This window comes from Leptothoe sp. LEGE 181152, assembly GCF_032906605.1.
Taxonomy (GTDB): domain Bacteria; phylum Cyanobacteriota; class Cyanobacteriia; order Phormidesmidales; family Phormidesmidaceae; genus Leptothoe; species Leptothoe turfae.
Genome location: NZ_JASATU010000054.1, coordinates 1 through 16,927, shown reverse-complemented (window position 1 = coordinate 16,927; position 16,927 = coordinate 1). Strand labels below are relative to the sequence as shown.

Here is a 16,927-nt window from a genome sequence, read left to right as displayed (position 1 = left end):
TCCATTGTGATGCACCTTAAAAACGATGGTTTGTTTTTCAAGGGTTCATCACCTTTCCTCTTTTGGCAATACGTTCAGCGATTCGGCATTGAGCATCGTGCCTTTTATTTGGCCTAAATTTAGGTACACAACATGGACTCAAATGATTTACCAAAAGTCGATGGTTTGTCTAGCCTATAAATAGGGGAACTGCTGACAGTGTCAACCGACAGTGTCACCTGACATTTTTGGAATTAAAACAATAAATAAATATAAGAGGTCCCCTGGATGCAAAGGAGAAAGATAGCCCATTTCAGCCTCTGGCTGGCGATTTTAGTGATGGGCATAGCCCTGGGAATTTTCAAGTTTGGGGTAGCTACTGGCAAAGAAGGCTACGCGCTATTTATTGTTGTTATACTCCCTGTTGTCCCGTTAACGAGTTTTTTACTCTTACTGAGTATCTTTGCCAGGTTACCCACTACACCGCTGATGAGGATAACGTATCCGGCTGCAATTATCAGTCAAACACTTTTCACACTTATTATTCTAGATGTCTTTTTGGCATTGCCTCTGCCATTGGGAAGACTAGGTTGGTTGATTTTGGGTCTTTTGCTTTTGCCGATGGTAACGGGTGCCATGGTCATTGTATCGATGAGCTACCGTGCCGTTGTGTTAAGGAAAACAGTTTGGGGGCAGTCGCTTAATAGAGCCAATGCGCAACTGTCGCCATGGGCAATTGTTGCATTCATCATAGGCATGATAATTAACTATGGTGTTTCTTTCTTCTATGTCGCGCTGCCAGAGGTGCCTGCACACATTGGAAAACGAGCAAGGATTAACAGTGTACTCAATACGCCATTACCAGATAGTGCCACTAACCTTCGTTTAGTGAATGACTTTAATGCAAAGGCTTTTGACTCACCAACCTCATTGATCCGCTTCGATGCGGCTTCAGGGGATGTGGCTAATTGGCTCCAGTCTGAAAATAGCTGTTTTCAACGAACAACTGACATTAGTGAGATTGTTAAAAGTCAGTGGTCATCGAGGTTGCCACATTGGTGGCAGCCAGATATCGCTAAACAGTACACCGAATATGAGTGTGACTTTATGGACTACAGTTCGCTCATCGTTGACCAAACGGATAACGCTCGTTGGATTGTGTATATCTATGCCTACTATATATAAGTTTAGTCATACTACAAGCACGATAAAAGAGTAGAGAGAACAGTTGTTAGTGTAGCGAGGGTGATAGCCTACCATTGAGAGATAGGTAATTTTGTACTAGGCATGCATCATTGTAAATCAAAACAGTTATTAAGAGGCCCATCCCATGCAAGCGAAAAAGGTAGCGCGTTTTAGCCTTAGAGTTGCAGTTACACTGATCATCATAATCTCTGTCATGCTCACACTCAGGGCAATGGTTGATAAAAATGACAGTGTGCTATTTATTTCTGTTGTGCTACCTGCCTTACCGTTAATAGTTCTTTTAATCTTACTCAGTATCTTTACGAGTTTACCAACTACACCCTTGGTAACCGCAGTCTACCTAACTGCGATTATAGGTTTGACATTTTCTACCATATTGCTCTTAGACGGCTTTCTGGCATTACCTTTGTTGAACTACTCTCTTCCTGGAATAGGTGATGTGGGTGTAAGTAGTTTCATCTTCAATATTTGGCTTCTATTGATTAGCATGGGTGTCATGTTAATTACAGCCCTGGGTTACCACTCTGGTGTCCTGGGACAGGTGGGACTTTGGCGTAAACATCCGAGACGTGATAATGCTCGCCCATCAAGATGGGCAATAATCCCATTTATCATAGCCATGGTTACAATTTATGGCTTGTTTATTATCTATACAGTATTTCCAGAGTTAGCAGCACGGGTTGGAGCAAAATCAAGAATTCACGGCTCCCTTAAAACTGAATTACCAGACAGTTTTACTAATCTTCGTTTAGTGAATTCGTTTAGTGTAAAACATATTGACTGGTTAAGGACATTAATCCGCTTTGAGGCAGCTTCAGGGGATGTGGCTAATTGGCTCCAGTCTGAAAATGGCTGTTTTCGAAGAACAACTGGCATTAGTGAGATTGCCAAAAGTCAGTGGTCGTCGAGGTTGCCACATTGGTGGCAGCCAGATATCGCTGAACAGTACACCGAATATCAGTGTGACTTTATGTACTACAGCGGGGTCATCGTTGACCAAACGGATGACGCTCGTTGGATTGTGTATATCTATGCTAATGATAGATAAGTCGAACCATACTACATGAAAATGATTTATATTCTTGGCTGGTTTCAGGTCAGATGCTTTGATTGTCTCTTGCTAAGGCACTAACACCATAGAAGATGCTCCTCGGGTAACGAGAACAGAATAGCGAGTTTGCATTAGCATTGGTTGAGGGTTCAACAGATGTGCCAGTTAAGCCGATCCGCATTGCTGTTGCCGGGTATTTCACAGTAGAAGCGATGATGACCTCTGGGGTCGACACCCACAAGCGGTGCGATCGCGACTTTTATGCTCATGCAGACGACTTTGGGTATCTCGATTCTACCCATCTACCCATCTGAAACACCTAAATTGAGGGAGATGTTATCTTTAGAGGCTCCCTTCTGACTGCCCCCAGCTTGCGGCCAAGAAGCGATCGACATCGGCTTTGAAAGCTGCCAAACAACTTTCATCGAGGTAAAACATGTGACCGGCTTCGTAGCATTTGACTTGAATATTATCCCGGAGCGTTGGGTCAAGGTTCATATGAGCCAGGGTATAGTCCGTTGCCAAATGGGGTGTGGCTAAATCGTAATAGCCCTGGGCAACAAAGACTTTCATAAAAGGGTTTTTTGCGATCGCTTCCCGCAGGGCCGCCGCCGTGGTGGGTAGTTCTCCATTTTCCCATTGCCAGGCTTTATTGACAGCCCAACTGATGACCTCATAGTTGAGATCGGTTTCGATGCCGAGGTTGCGACGCACGTAGTCATTAAATGTGGTCGTAAACGGCGGTTGGATGGCGTAAACAGTCGGATCGAAGTCGGGGCGCTCGGTAACCGCGAGGGCTTCAATACCTGTGTAGCGCACGTCAAAGCGGCCGATACTGCGTTTTTCAGTGCGGAGTAATTCCTTACAAAATCGGGAAATATCGATCCGTAAATTCGAGCCCAGCACAAAGTCCACATCCACACCAATATAGTGGGCGAGGGTGGTAGCAATGGTTTGCCGATCGCTCTCTGACAAGCGATCACCCTGCATTAGGGCGAGGGTGAGCTCGCGCTCTGACCAGGTTTCGACTTCCGCTAAGATATCCGTTAGCGATCGCTGTTGGAGTTCGGGGGCGAGTTTTTTGTGATACCAGGCGGCGGCTGTATAGGTGGGGACAAATAGTGAGAAGGGCAAATCGTCACTGCGTCCGAAAAAGACTGGCCGCAGATCCATCGCATTAGAGATTAGGACAATACCATTGAAGCTAATGCCAAGATCGATCAAATGACTGGCGAGGCCTGCGGCACGGGTGGTGCCATAGCTTTCTCCAGCTAAATAGAGCGGTGACGTCCAGCGTTGATAGCGCGTTAAATACAAACGAATAAATTCGCCAACAGAGTGAATATCGCCTTGAAAGCTCCAGAATTTTTTATCCTTGTCTTTGTCGATGGCTCGGCTAAAGCCCGTGCCTACCGGATCGATAAAGACCAAATCGGCCCGATCGAGCCAGGTGGAGGCATTGGCTTGCAGGCGATAGGGTGGGGGCGGCTGAAAGCCATCGTGTGTCATTACCACGTGCTGGGGGCCGATGGCACCCAGGTGCAGCCACACCGATGAAGAGCCCGGACCGCCATTAAAGACAAAAATCAGCGGTCGAGGGACACTCGCTTTGGTGAGGGTGTAGGCCGTGAAGAAAATCTCGGCTTCGGTTTCGCCAAATTCATCCTTGAGGGGAATCGAGCCTGCATGGGTGGTGTATTCCAGGGTTTTATCGGGCAGTGTTAATTCATGCTGTTTTTCTACGGGCTCGATACCGAGGAGTTGGCGTTTTTTTTCTTTTTTTTCTGGGGATTTTCCGGCTTCTGGAGTTGTCTTGGGGTCGGGGGCAGCGTGATCTTGAGTCGACATGGTGATGCTGAGGTTTAGTGCGATCGCGGGGGAGTATTCGGCGCGCTCCCCGACCCCAATCATATTTTCGGGGCTGGTGCACGCGACAAAGCAGTACCTATCATCCGCCGTACCGAAGATTGAGACAAGAGCTTACCTAAAAGAAGAACCCATCATCATCACCGAAGTAGTCTTCAAGTGGCTGAATTGCTCTGCTGTCATCATTAGAAAATCAGTATTTATAACTCATGGAATTTTCTTCCCCCAATTCATTTTGGAGTAGCCAAAAGCACAGCAAAGTATAAGTTCCCAATCACCTGCTACAGAGCGTATTAACTTCTTAGAAAGACCTTTCAATAGTCGGGTGCATTAGGATTGTATACATGCGCTTCAGCATTGTTCTTCCGGCAATTCTAATTCGTCACGCATTAAGTGGTCAGTCGTTATACCAAAAGTATCAGCTATTTTAAGAATCATTTCAGCATTAGGAACCTTACGCCCTTTCTCCATTTGCGATACATATGTATTGTGAACCTCCAGTAAATTTCCCAATTCAGCCAGTGTCAAACTCTGCCGAATCCTTAACTGGTAAAGCTTTTCCCCAAATCGTTTCATATGTCAATTGACCTACTGGAATGAGTTTGCTAAGCTTTCATACCAATAGCTATGAACTTATTTCGTCACCACCGTAAGCACTATGCCCTTTTCAATAACGAAAAACAAGGCTCTAACTCACGTGAGTGAACTGACAAGTTCATACGCTAATCTTAGCTGTGCAGAATATTTTGCGGGAATTGGCTTGGTCAGACTAGGCTTGGAGCAAGCAGGTTGGAATGTCCTGTTCTCAAATGATTGGTCACCTAGCAAATTCGAGATGTATTCTGCTCACTTTAAAGATGCAAGCGCGCATTATAAAGTGCAAGATATTTTCTCTATTAGTTCGACCGATGTTCCGAGTACTCTGCTAGCAACAGCCTCATTCCCTTGTATCGATCTGTCCTTAGCAGGTAACTTAAAGGGCATTGATGGAGAGCATTCCAGTGCTTTTTGGGGCTTCACTCAGCTTCTGGATAATCAAGTAAATAAGCCTAAGCTGGTAATGCTTGAAAATGTAGCTGGTTGGCTTACTTCAAATCAAGGAGAAGACTTCCGAATTACAGTCCAAGAACTGAATCGATTGGGTTATGCCTGTGATGTTTTTACAATTGATGCAGCTCATTTTGTGCCTCAAAGTAGACCAAGAGTTTTTGTGATTGGTGTGCAAATTTCTGAAGCTAATCAAAATATATTTATGTTTTCACAGCGCTCCTCCTCATTAAAAACATCGGCACTTGAAAAAGCTGTAATGGGAAATCTTGATCTTTGCTGGCATTTTTTGGACGTTCCAACACTACCAGATAGAACTGAATGTGACTTGAGTTTCGTGGTAGAAGACTTGCCAGAAAAAGATCAGCGTTGGTGGTCTAACAACGAAGTTAAACGCCATCTAGAGATGATGTCGCCCGTTAATCTTAAGTATCTAAAAAAATTACAGGATTTATCATCCTATTCATATTGTTCAATGTACAGGCGAGTTCGTCAGGGTCAACAAAGGGCAGAAGTTAGAAAAGATGGTCTTGCAGGCTGCCTAAGAACTGCCAGAGGTGGTAGTAGTCGGCAAATGCTAGTCAGAGTAGGACATAGTTCTATCCGCATGCGCTTAATGACACCTCGAGAATATGCCAGATTACAGGGAGTTCCAGATAGTTACCCTCTGCCACCACAGCTTAACCAGGCGTTAACAGGGTTTGGTGATGCTGTTTGTGTACCTGTTATTGCTTGGATCGCAGAAAGGATCCTGAATCCTTTAGCTAAGTCGTTTCAAGAGAATACGTTAACTCTCCAGTCCTAATCTCTAAAAGTAAGTTCCCCTGACTCCTTACAAAACCGTAGGTTACAGATCTACGGAATCTTTGCCGCCCAGCTGTTTCATAGTTTTGAAGAAGTTCGGGTAACCATTTGTCAAATGTGGAAGTCATATCTGTACGCTCAACTACCCAAACCTCAACATCCATATAATCTTTGCTTCTTGAAACAAAAATATGGTCTACATTCTTATCATCGGTTAGTTTGTCTAATCCGTGATTCCGGTGATACTGGTATTCAAAACTACTTCCAGTGGTAGCAGACTTAACCTCATAGTTTTCTAAATCTGCGCCATCCCCCCTTCTTGCCCTGTCATTCAGCAAAATCGCGGCAAATACCTCCCAATCTTTTGAGCCTACGCTACCTTGCAGGGAAAAACCATATCGCTCATAAATCTCTGCTTTGTTTCGACTGTACTCAAGGATAAATGCTCTATAAAACGAGTAAGCTTCCTGAGCTTGGATTATCGGCACACGAATAGTCCTCATAATGCTGCACATTGAGGAAAAGTATACGTAAGAAGATGACATTCTGCGTAGAGCTGCGCTGTATAAGGTGAAGTTAGCTAGCTGTTGCTAGTGCAGACAATGAAATCCTTTCTCGCTTTTCAGCTCGTTATCAAAGCTGTCGGTTTCTGTGCAGCCCATCTACCGCAATGCTGCTCCAATCAAGTAGTCCGAAAAGTCAGCCCTACCCTTTTTGTATAGTCGAAGGATCTGGTCTAATGTTGAACGATTGTCAAAATCAAACGCAATGCTGTGAAGCATGGCTCCAGAATACCGATAATTTCTTCCGGTAGATTTTCTCTTGTTGGTAATAGTAGTGCTGAGCATGGCGACAAAGAGCGTAACAATTTATACGAACAACTACTGGCGATTTGAACTGATAACATAACAGCCAATTCGCGTCGGATGATCCTCAACATACATCCCAGTTTCAACTTCTCTTAATAGCCACAATATTACAATATCTCCACCCGCTGCCATTGTAAACAATAAGCCAAAGGTTAGAAACAAACTATTACTTGTCAAGATTCCTAAAATTGCAGGTACTAGACCTAATAGTACACCAGGCATAGCCACTCCTAGTTTATAAGCTCTTACATCCATCGGCTCTTTGCAATGGGCGTATGGCGCTAATGCTTTCCACTTAACACCATATTTGATTGCGCTTGATGGCTTATTCCCAAAGAACTTCCAAGTTAATCCATGAATTGATTCATGTAAAATAGTTCCTGCAACAATCCCTATAAGGCAAAGAAGAGGATGCCTTAAAAAAATACTAATTCCAATGAAAAATTGCTGCCATCCCCATATCCATATATAGATTCCAGACAGGATTATTATAGGTGGCAAAGCAGCAATTACGGCATAATTGTTACCTTGGCTCATTGAAACCGAAATATCTTTTTTCATGCCTTTTCCGTAGCTAAGTAGCTAGGCTGATTCAAATGTAGTATGGGTTAGCGATAGAGTAACCTCTGTAGGCGTTTGGTTTCACTGTGCTCCACTTAACCTACACTGTCTTACCTTTAATTGGGCTTCCTTACTTAAATATCAATAAGTAATTTTTCAATTGTATCCTAGCCCTAAATATAAGTACGCTAACTCTTTATTAGATCTACTTTTTCAGTCTATCTCTCCTTATCGGCATACTATATTGCAAGCTCGCAGTCTATCCACCCAAATTAGGCAGATAGACTGAAAACTGTCCATATAGTACGCCCATATTAGGTGGATAGATGGATAATTTCATTCTATCTACCAGTCAAGCACTGTAGACGCCCACAAAAATGCGTAACATATGATACATGTATTGCTTGCGGGGCTACGTCATCTCGAACATCCTTGATCGATGGGTTCAATATCTGCCATTTTTGACAGTTAAACCAGTGAAATGAGCATTTTCCAGATCAAAAGTATGCCCTGAGCGCCTTGATAACAGAGTAATACAGCCTATTACAGCCTGCTTGACGAAAGCCTTAGGCCCGTTCTACAGTTACCCAATGCTGCGCTGTTGGTGCAGCTGTTCTACTAGAACCTAATAATTCGGCACCATCGGCAGGTGCTGACGACACCTAACCGATGGCTAACCCGCGGATTACCTTGCAATCCTTGGGCTGGGCTTATTATGCCTCAACCCCTGCGATTTGCCATGCATCGCGGGGGCTGAGAGATTAGGTTCTGGCTTTCCTTGTCGTTTCTCTGGAGAACCAGAACCATGTTTCAAGACCCAACCCAGGGCGCAGATGCGCTCACCCGTCAGCCTGCCCCACTGCCAGAATCCTCCTATGAAACCGGACGGCATCTGCTGCTGGGTAGTTTGACCTTTGTGCAAACCACCATCAAACTACTGCATAAGCTCAACTACACCGAGCCCAACGACTGGAGCCGTCCGTTACCCACCGGGCGACCCAATGAGGTAATGGCGATTTTGACCAAAAAGGTGAAGATTAGCTAGGGCTATGCGATCGCATCTGCTCAAGTGCGATCGCCACACCCTTCAAGGAATTCATGAACATGGTGCGTTCTCAAGAATCTATTTGCAGAGAGAGAGAAGGATAGAAGGAGGTGATGCTTTAGTCACGCTACGCTTGCTAACTTTCCTGATCGGTTGACTAATTCATCAATACATAGTGTGCCAAAATTTTCTGAACTTCAAAGATCTTTCCTTCACTACGTTTGAACTCTCGCTCAATGGGATATGACTCACCTGAAATCCAAATCTTCATTTCAGCATCTCGATCAAAACCACCAGCAGTCTCCACTGCAAAATGGGTAATAGATTTATAGGGTAGCGAGTGATACTCCTTCTTTTTACCTGTCAGTCCTTGAACATCGACAAGGATCAAGCGATGCTCTGTAAAAACAAAGAAGTCTCGCATCAATTTGAAACCTTTAATGATTTTCTCGCCATTCAAAAGTATTTTACTAAGCTCTTGTTCTAATAGTCCTAAATCAGCTTCAGAAGCATTGTCAAAAATGGCATCTAGCATAGTTCAATTTTCTCTACTTGATGTGCATAGACAGTGTAAATGGGCAGTCATTGATTTTTGCGGGATATATTGCCGTTATTAGCGATGGTACGTCGCAGCACGTTAATGAGCATAATTTTACAGTCTATTTTGATTATATTTATTACAACCCAACATGACACGACCTGTATAAAACAAAACAAACCTACTCCTAAATTGTGAAAGCCACAAAGTTGTAGCAACAGATTTAATCCAAATAACAAGCCTACAGATCATCTGGAGTAAAGTCGGGCAAAAGCCCATACTTTTCTTGTTCAATACATTGGGTATTATCCTTACCGCAGACCTTGACCCAACGCATCATGCCATTATCTTCGTGATCGACAAAGTGGCAGTGAAACACAAACGATCCCTCGTAATCTAAAGGCTGATAGCGGAATGTCGAAATCTGATTGGGTTGTACCAGTAGGGTATCTTGCCAGCGATTAGGAGTTGTCGATGTGCAATCTGCGTAGGTGTTTTGATAGGTGGCTGCAGTGTTTTTGAGCGTTTTAATGGTGGTTACAGCCTTCTCACAGGTTTTGATCTCCTTCAAATAAAATGGATTGGTATGAATATGAAATGGATGGGCGGATTGAATCGTACCATTATCATCCACCTTCAGGGTCCATTCTCCCAATGCTTCTTTCGTCAGTACAATCGGCCTCATATCTTCCGTAAAGATCTCATAATCTAGCCCCTTTTCAGGGGTATCAAACTCGAGTTCAGACGCTGATGAAAAGTCAGTCGCCATGCACCACTTATTCTTGTCCCTGCTCTCATCGGTACAACTAAAGGCAAAGCCAAAGGTAATATTGTTAATGTATTGTGTCTCATCTGGATGTGTTGGAGCAGGCCCTGTTTTTGCAGCCGGGAAGAAAATAAAGTGTCCTTCATACTTAGCGGTTGGAGATACAGTAGCCATTTTGGGGGCAGGTGGATAGTACTGATAATTGGCATAGGCCAGAAGTTCACTCTCTGGCGGTAGCACTTGATCGGTGTTTCGGCCCTGCACCGTTATAATTGCCGCAATGTCTTCCGTGCTGGCGGCAACAGCATTGCTCAAATACTTATAATTAGGGCTTTTGAGCACCAAATACGTTCCTTGAGTAGGAAATTGAACTAGCGCATCCACACGATTTCCCGGCCCCATCGTCACGCAGTTTGCATAGGAACTCCCACTAATACCGGGACAGGTGGTGTGACGCTCAATCTGCCCCGTGGTGATGCCATCATAGGCAATAATATTTAGCGGTAAGCTGCTAATTCCTGTATCTTCCTGGCGAGGCGTAAAGTTACGGGTATCGGCTAACCATGTATCTGCTGTAGTTGCCCCGGTTCCAATAACAACCTGATTAGTATTGGTATTGGTCAGAAAAGGAAGGCGATTAGGTGCAACCAGAGCATCAAGCGTACCTGTTAGGCTACCAATGCCTTTTGTGCTTAATTGAACAATAGATAGGGAAAGTGGTTCTGCTACTCCTCCGTTAATCAGACGCCACCGTTCAATCTCACCAGCAGCCATCTCAATTAACGGATAGGTTTGGCCATTCACCAACGTATACCCCGTAAAGGTTTGCCCTGCAAAGTTGGCATCCTGTGCTCCATTTTCGGCCCAACCGACTTCACAAGGAGTTGTTGTTATACAAGCACTTTTCCCATCAGGGGCCTCATAGGGCAGGTGCTGAAACATAAGGAGGCGATCATGAATTCCTGCATCGGCCAGAATGGCATCTAACGATTTAACCTTCTTCCCATCGTTCTTCTCCATTTGATCCGGATTAAAATTAGGGATTTCTGGACCGATATCATCAATGATGATGGCCCCTTCTAGGCCACTGGCCAAATCCACCGATGTGGTCCCATGTTGGTGGGGATGGTACCAGAATGTTCCAGCCGGATGCTCCTGTGGCACTTTAATCTTGATATCCCATTGATTGCCTCCTGGTAACAGGCTATCAATCACGTCATCACCAATCCAGTATTTCAGTTCCTCTGGAATGGTGTCAGGGGCTTGCCCTATAGCCGCTAATTCTGCCTTCATCTTTGGCACAGTCATCGGTGAATCATGAAGACCATGGGTATGAAAATTCGTCATGTTACAGGAGGCATTGGACACTAAACCATTACCAATACATGACACATTTCCCTCATCAAAATAATCTTGGCGAGTATGATATTGGCGATATTCATTAAAGGTAATCTCAGGATGATTCTTGCTGATTTGCCGATAGCCTTGGTCTAGCCATTGCTTATAGCCAGCCTCTCTATCATCAGGCAAGTTATTGATCAGATGCAGGGTGATAGTATCTCCAGGTTTGACGCGAAGGGTTGGTCCAATCAAATCAGTAACCCACGTTTTTTTATTATTGAGGATTGGAATTTTACTTTTCAGGTTTGCAACCGTGAATTCTCCTTGAGCCACATCCAGAATTGTATAGTTCCGTAGGGAAACCACATCTGGACCAATGATAGAACGAGGATTGAGAGAGGAATGACCAGGTTTATAACCTGCATTATTTGGAATGTTATAGTCCACTGAAATGGTGGCTTCAATTCCTGTTTCACCCGGTTTTGTTTGGATTTGGGCAGGAGCCGTTAAGGGCTGTTTGTAATACTGGGATGACGGACTACTCTCAGTAGTTGCCCATGCAGGATTATTCAGGCATAAGCAAAATACGCCTACCGAAAAGAGAGTCATTAAAACTCTAGGCAAATGTTTCATTGCTTTAATTGAAAGGCTTGTGCTTGTTGTTAGAGATGCATCGTAATTGTCAGTTGCTAACCGACGATAAACTTCCTAACCGCTGTCCCATCAATACCGAAATTGCATTAAATACACCGGACTGAAACAGTAGAATATTCAGGGAGCCACCATAGGCAAAGTGCCCTAACTCATCTCCTTTCTTAACAGCTACTGGACAGGCGTCAGGAGGGACCATTGTGGATTGATTGTTGACAAGTGATGCACTAATACTACTAATGGTATTTAACCCCACGGGGATTAATGCAACATAACCATATTTCTTGGTTTCAATAATGTAATAAGCGCGATGAAAATCTTCAAAAATACTGAAATTCGTTGTGCTTTCACCCACGTTGAAGTGATTAAACCAATGTTCACCATCCGTAATGCCATTGTAAATACCAGGGACATCCATCGACTCAACAATATTGCCAGCCACAGGAGAGTGAAATCGATGATAGTTATTGGGCATCAATACACATGAAACCGCAGTTCCTCCAACAAAATGTTGAGCGTATTGAGACTTGTTTAGAAGTTCGAAAACGTTGATTTCTCTGGTCTTAACCCGAAGATCAGTGGTCAAGGTCAAGTCAGACTCTATGAAATTGATTTCTGAATCAGCCGGAGCCACTAATATGGAATCATCGTCATATGCTGCAATCGGACGAGCATTTACCTCAGGATTTAATTCCCTTGTAAAGAACTGATTAAAAGACTGATATCCACCTTTTGGGATAATAAAGTCCTGTATTTGGGTGGCGGGGGCCGCTTCCCATTCTTTGATGTACTGCTTAGATTCTGGAGAGTCCATAAACTCTCCACGAGCAAGAATAAACTTTACCGTCCAGTTAAATATTTCAGTAGTATACGGTGCGTTTTTCCTTCGACTTTTCAACTGATTGAGAAAGAAAAATGCGGTTTCATTATTCCGATAAAAATAGGTAAAGGGAACAATCTTGCCAAGCCCACCATTCGGCTGTGGTAAGAAAGTAAACCATTGCTCAAAATATTCAACAAAGTAATCAATAGTTTGACCAATCCACGGGTTCCTTTCTCCAGTGGGTTCAATGAGGGGAGTCACATTAGCGATCGCATCATTATAGGCTGCCTCTACAACAGGATTACTAACAATATCTCGCAACTCAGCAATCAACTGCTTCATCTTCTCAGTCAGTGGGGGATAAACGGCACTCATGAGAGGTATCTCCTTATTAAGAAATTGCAATAAGTAAGTGTGAGATTTACGCAGGAAACTGAACAATACTTCAGAAGTATTTCAAAGGCTAGAAGAAAGAGCACCATAAGCGATCTTTCCGCATCACAAGTTAATTCGGGTAAACCCTGAATAGATTTACCCTGAATTCTAGTTTGCAAAAGTCACTAGCCTTTTATATGGAAGGCAATGTCCAAGTTCGGATGTAACTTTTCACCCCGATGATGAATTTGTACTTTATAGTGAATGGGATCACTATCTGTAGCTTCTGCAGAGTTCATTGGCCCACTATCCACAATTTCTGCCGGGACATTGCTCAAGGGGAAAAACGCATTCACTTCCAAGTGGGTCAGGCAATTGGCACACTTCACCACATTCCGACGACTGAGAACAGAATGGTGCCCCAGGTAGTAGGTCTCGTCTCCAACTTCTGCATAGGCTCTTAAGACAAACGACCCCTGAAATAGGGCCCGGTCAATTTTTGTAACCACCAACGTTTTTGAGCTAAACCGATCGTCATAGCTTGCTTTCTCTGCTTGAAACATCTCTTCACCATCTGGATCAAGCGACCCAATACTGTAGGTAAAGTTAAGCTGGTTTTCAATATCAATGCAGTCTTCAGATGTATACGGAACCTCCATACCATCTATAGTCTTAGTAAATGGGTGAAGCGGCGAGTTCAGATCAAGGCTGGAATTCGGAGCAAAACCAGGCGTCGGTCCCTGTGAATCGGTTGAACTAGTGCCAGAATACTGGGCAATAACTTCAAGTTTTTGCTGTTGCTGTTGTTTCTTTTGCCATACCCAAAACATACGATCAACATTGCAGTGATGGAAGAAGAAAATTGGATCTAGGGCAGCCGTATTATTTTCGCCCATGTCACCATTTGCGCCTGTTAATATTCCATCTTGATCTTCTTTTCCCTCAATGATTAGATCAAAGCCTCCCACAGCAAGATGAACATCGTTATGGGGATCTTCTAATGGAATCGCAATATCTGCCTGTTCTGAACCATGATTCCATGCCGCCGCGGATGTCGTGTTGGAAAAAACAGTATAGTTTGGAGCATCCAAACATCTGAGATACCTGAGAAAAATGCTAAATTCCTCTGCTGGTTGTGGCTCATCATCCAACTTTTTTGGAAGCTGCCCAGGTGGCATTTGAGTTACTTCTGTCGGGGGTTTTCCGATTAGCCACTGGATTACATTTTCGTTGAGTTTTTGGGTCCGACCGATTGGATCAGGATACTGATCATTGTGGGCTTTAGTAGCCTGCCGAGCTTCTGGCGTCCCCACTAGGCCAGATAACGGATAGCGAACTGTTTCATAGCCTTTGGGTTTTGCATACTGATGATTGATATCTCCTTGACTAGGGACATTCATTTCATCAGAGACTGCAACAGGCAAAACAAATGAGCGAAGAGGGTTATCAATGGTTTTACCTTTTAACTCTCCGTTATAGTCATCATCGCTAAAAGTAAACTTCTCATCAGTAAGGGAATGGGGGATGCCCTCAGCCAGAGATTCTACGCTAGTTTCGTCCCAGTACGCCATCATTACGCCTGGAACAATACGTTGTAACGCTTGTTCTAGACGATAGACATAGACTCGATGCCATGTGGGAAACAAAACATTGCCATGATTACAATATCCACCCCAGTAAACATAAGTATCGATTTCTGATAATTTATCAACCCAAGGTCGATAAATAAAGGGTTCACCATGATATCCCCCAATCCGAAAAAATGAGTCCAGGTCATCCGGGGGAAGTTCTTTGATACCTTTCCAGGCACGCATCAAATCCTCAAGCGGCTTTTTATTACCACGAGCATGTAATCGTTCTAGCTCACGCACAGAATAACGAGTTGGGTAATCATTGTGCATAGATCGATTCAACTCCATGTAAAATACATTACAAAGGCTATTGTCGAAAAGCAGCACTTTACGTTGTGAAAATTCTATCCATCCATAATGGAGGGTGATTTCGTCCGCATAGACGAATTTTATCGGCTTTGCCGGATGTAGTACGATAAATTATTGTAAATTTATTCAGAGAGCGACGATTTCGAGTTCTTTTTGAAACAAATATTCATAACGAGCATCAACAAAAAAGGGGCGATAAAGCTATCTTGAGCTTTGATCACCGCCCCTTTAAGCCAATTAAGGCAAAATTTGTATTTGTAGTATTCCTTGCAAAGAGACACTCTACTCGCGTATAAACGTTTACGGATGACGCTTGTTGGATTGTGTGTATCTATGCCTATTATATATAAGTCGATCCATGCTACAAGCAAACGATTTATATTTTTGGCTGGTTCAATGCCAGATGCTTTGATTGTCTCTTGCTAAGGCACTAACACCATAGAATATGCTCCTCGGGTGACGGGAACAGAATAGTGAGTTTGCATTAGCATTGGTTGAGGGTTCAACGGATGTGCCAGTTAAGCCGACCCGCATCGCTGTTGCCGGGTATTTCGCAGTAGAAGCGATGATGGCTCTGGGGTCGACACCCACAAGCGGTGCGATCGCGATTTTAGGCTCGTGCAGGCGACTTTAGGTATCTCGATATAGACGGCTTTGTTGCGCTCAAGGAGAACACTGCTCTCAGGTCCGACTATTTTGTGGAACTTCCGACATTGCCTAACATGTTCGAACTTAGCGGCGCGGCTAAAATACCGAACGACGCCCAGTGAATAAGCGTCCGCGTCCACCTCAGATCCTATATTAGGTGTCGAATTGCGCGAGATGGGCAAGCCACTCTGTTTGGTTCATAATAGTGTTGCCGCACCAAACCGATACTTTTGGGAAATTTGCAACATACTTTCCTGCCTCAACCCACAACCTTTGTATGGCAGGGGCATCATTATACAAGCTCAGTGAAAATTTCTCTCCTTCTAACTGACAGTGCTTAAAAAATAAACCTTGTGGATTTTCATCTAAGCGAGAACGAAGCTGAAGGAACCATCCTGTGTAATCATTTGGGACTCGATCCAATGCTTGTTCATTACTATGGTAATAACGCCAAACTACATCCCAACCTTGTTCGTGAAAGTGATTCATCCAATCTTCCGGGGTTGGTAATCTCTGCAATATAGCATAAGCAGAAAAATCAGTAGAGCTAAACCAAGGTTGAACAATCTCTTTCCCGTCCGGGTGCTGCAAGATTTCGAGCGAAGTACAAGCGACTCGCAAAGTTCCAGGTACATCAAGCGTAAATGTCAGTCCTTGCTCAGTCTCTATTAACTCAATTCCCTGGCAACAGTTGCCTGTAAAAAATCCCTCTTCCCAGTCGATGAAGTAACTTTTCACTCCTTGAGCAGTAATCTCAATATCTCGTATCCTTCGCATACCAAGATGACCTATCACTAGGCTCTGAAGAGCTATTTTATGCTACATCTTAACCAGTAACTCAAGACACCTAACGTCTGTCTTATGTGACTATCCGGGAATGTCGGCATGGGTTAGCCCATCGGTCAGGTTGCCCGATATCTGGATTGAGTGCCCCCAGAATAAATCACCATCGTCGTGCCAGAATTCAAATTCGCCATCCGGATAGACAGAGATAGACTGCAAAGTCATTTTCTTCTTGAATTTCTCTGGTGATAATTCCATTTCTTCATCGCTAAGCCAGTTGTTGTTCTTCAGTGGCAAGAGTTTTTCAACAGCATAGTCGCTGACTCGTTTACTCCAAGCTGATTCGGCATCCCAGAGCGCGTAGGCGACATGGAGTGCGGGAATGAGTTCGTCAGCTTCTTCAACGTTCACATTCAAGTCGACGACTTCACCATGCCATTTCACATTGCCGGAATACCAGCTTACCTGTCGATCGAACGTAAGAGTGCCAAATCGCTTGTCTTGATGCTGACGGGGTTACACAACTGCTGCAAGGCCCATAAATTCAGTAGTTAAGAATGGGTAGATAAAAAAAGATAGGCTAGTTTTACGAACACAACCTATCACGACCTATGATACCGTCAATCTACCAAAG

The 16,927-nt window shown here is 43.9% G+C and carries 14 protein-coding genes and 1 pseudogene; 5 read left to right on the top strand and 10 right to left on the bottom strand.

What is annotated here, in order from left to right:
* Positions 1-267 precede the first annotated feature (267 nt).
* From QGP82_RS25480 to QGP82_RS25470, 3 genes are all read left to right on the top strand, one after another.
* Positions 268-1,164, top strand: coding sequence for a hypothetical protein (locus QGP82_RS25480; RefSeq protein WP_499061418.1), 897 nt, complete (start codon positions 268-270; stop codon positions 1,162-1,164).
* A gap of 145 nt (positions 1,165-1,309) precedes the next feature.
* Positions 1,310-2,233: a hypothetical protein gene (locus tag QGP82_RS25475; protein ID WP_499061417.1), complete on the top strand. Its 924-nt coding sequence runs from the start codon at positions 1,310-1,312 to the stop codon at positions 2,231-2,233.
* A 161-nt stretch (positions 2,234-2,394) separates the two neighbouring features.
* Positions 2,395-2,550, top strand: a complete 156-nt coding sequence (locus QGP82_RS25470; protein WP_499061416.1) for a hypothetical protein — start codon at positions 2,395-2,397, stop codon at positions 2,548-2,550.
* 28 nt (positions 2,551-2,578) lie between these two features.
* Here the strand turns inward: QGP82_RS25470 and QGP82_RS25465 are convergent, their stop codons facing one another.
* Both QGP82_RS25465 and QGP82_RS25460 read right to left on the bottom strand, forming a co-directional pair.
* Positions 2,579-4,147: a S10 family peptidase gene (locus tag QGP82_RS25465; protein ID WP_499061415.1), complete on the bottom strand. Its 1,569-nt coding sequence runs from the start codon at positions 4,145-4,147 to the stop codon at positions 2,579-2,581.
* 306 nt (positions 4,148-4,453) lie between these two features.
* Positions 4,454-4,678 carry a helix-turn-helix domain-containing protein gene (locus QGP82_RS25460; protein WP_163671472.1) on the bottom strand — a complete coding sequence of 75 codons (225 nt, stop codon included), beginning with the start codon at positions 4,676-4,678 and terminating at the stop codon, positions 4,454-4,456.
* Between the two features lie 82 nt (positions 4,679-4,760).
* On the opposite strand from QGP82_RS25460, the gene QGP82_RS25455 reads away from it, so the two are divergent.
* Entirely contained in the window at positions 4,761-5,954 is a 1,194-nt protein-coding gene (locus tag QGP82_RS25455) for a DNA cytosine methyltransferase (RefSeq protein ID WP_163671473.1), read from the top strand.
* On the opposite strand, the gene QGP82_RS25450 is transcribed toward QGP82_RS25455, so the two are convergent.
* Positions 5,914-6,456 carry a hypothetical protein gene (locus QGP82_RS25450; protein ID WP_250565249.1) on the bottom strand — a complete coding sequence of 181 codons (543 nt, stop codon included), beginning with the start codon at positions 6,454-6,456 and terminating at the stop codon, positions 5,914-5,916. The genes QGP82_RS25455 and QGP82_RS25450 overlap by 41 nt on opposite strands.
* A 378-nt stretch (positions 6,457-6,834) precedes the next feature.
* Positions 6,835-7,383, bottom strand: coding sequence for a DUF3267 domain-containing protein (locus QGP82_RS25445; protein ID WP_163671475.1), 549 nt, complete (start codon positions 7,381-7,383; stop codon positions 6,835-6,837).
* A gap of 805 nt (positions 7,384-8,188) precedes the next feature.
* Between QGP82_RS25445 and QGP82_RS25440 the strand changes: the two genes are divergently transcribed.
* The gene (locus QGP82_RS25440; RefSeq protein ID WP_163700457.1) at positions 8,189-8,428 is read left to right on the top strand and encodes a hypothetical protein; all 240 of its coding nucleotides are present in this window, start codon (positions 8,189-8,191) and stop codon (positions 8,426-8,428) included.
* Positions 8,429-8,585: 157 nt separating this feature from the next.
* Here QGP82_RS25440 and QGP82_RS25435 read toward each other — a convergent pair whose 3' ends face one another.
* From QGP82_RS25435 to QGP82_RS25410, 6 genes and pseudogenes are all read right to left on the bottom strand, one after another.
* Positions 8,586-8,963, bottom strand: a complete 378-nt coding sequence (locus QGP82_RS25435; RefSeq protein WP_163700454.1) for a PH domain-containing protein — start codon at positions 8,961-8,963, stop codon at positions 8,586-8,588.
* A gap of 244 nt (positions 8,964-9,207) precedes the next feature.
* A complete protein-coding gene (locus QGP82_RS25430) occupies positions 9,208-11,682 on the bottom strand; it encodes a multicopper oxidase domain-containing protein (RefSeq protein ID WP_499061414.1) in 2,475 nt (824 codons plus the stop codon).
* 73 nt (positions 11,683-11,755) lie between these two features.
* The gene (locus QGP82_RS25425; protein ID WP_163671479.1) at positions 11,756-12,922 is read right to left on the bottom strand and encodes a phosphatidylserine decarboxylase; all 1,167 of its coding nucleotides are present in this window, start codon (positions 12,920-12,922) and stop codon (positions 11,756-11,758) included.
* Between the two features lie 185 nt (positions 12,923-13,107).
* Positions 13,108-14,823 carry a tyrosinase family protein gene (locus QGP82_RS25420; protein ID WP_499061413.1) on the bottom strand — a complete coding sequence of 572 codons (1,716 nt, stop codon included), beginning with the start codon at positions 14,821-14,823 and terminating at the stop codon, positions 13,108-13,110.
* 840 nt (positions 14,824-15,663) lie between these two features.
* The gene (locus QGP82_RS25415; RefSeq protein WP_499061412.1) at positions 15,664-16,287 is read right to left on the bottom strand and encodes a hypothetical protein; all 624 of its coding nucleotides are present in this window, start codon (positions 16,285-16,287) and stop codon (positions 15,664-15,666) included.
* Positions 16,288-16,377: 90 nt separating this feature from the next.
* A pseudogene (locus QGP82_RS25410) lies at positions 16,378-16,782 on the bottom strand (DUF2262 domain-containing protein); the annotation flags it as partial.
* Between the last annotated feature and the right edge of the window lie 145 nt (positions 16,783-16,927).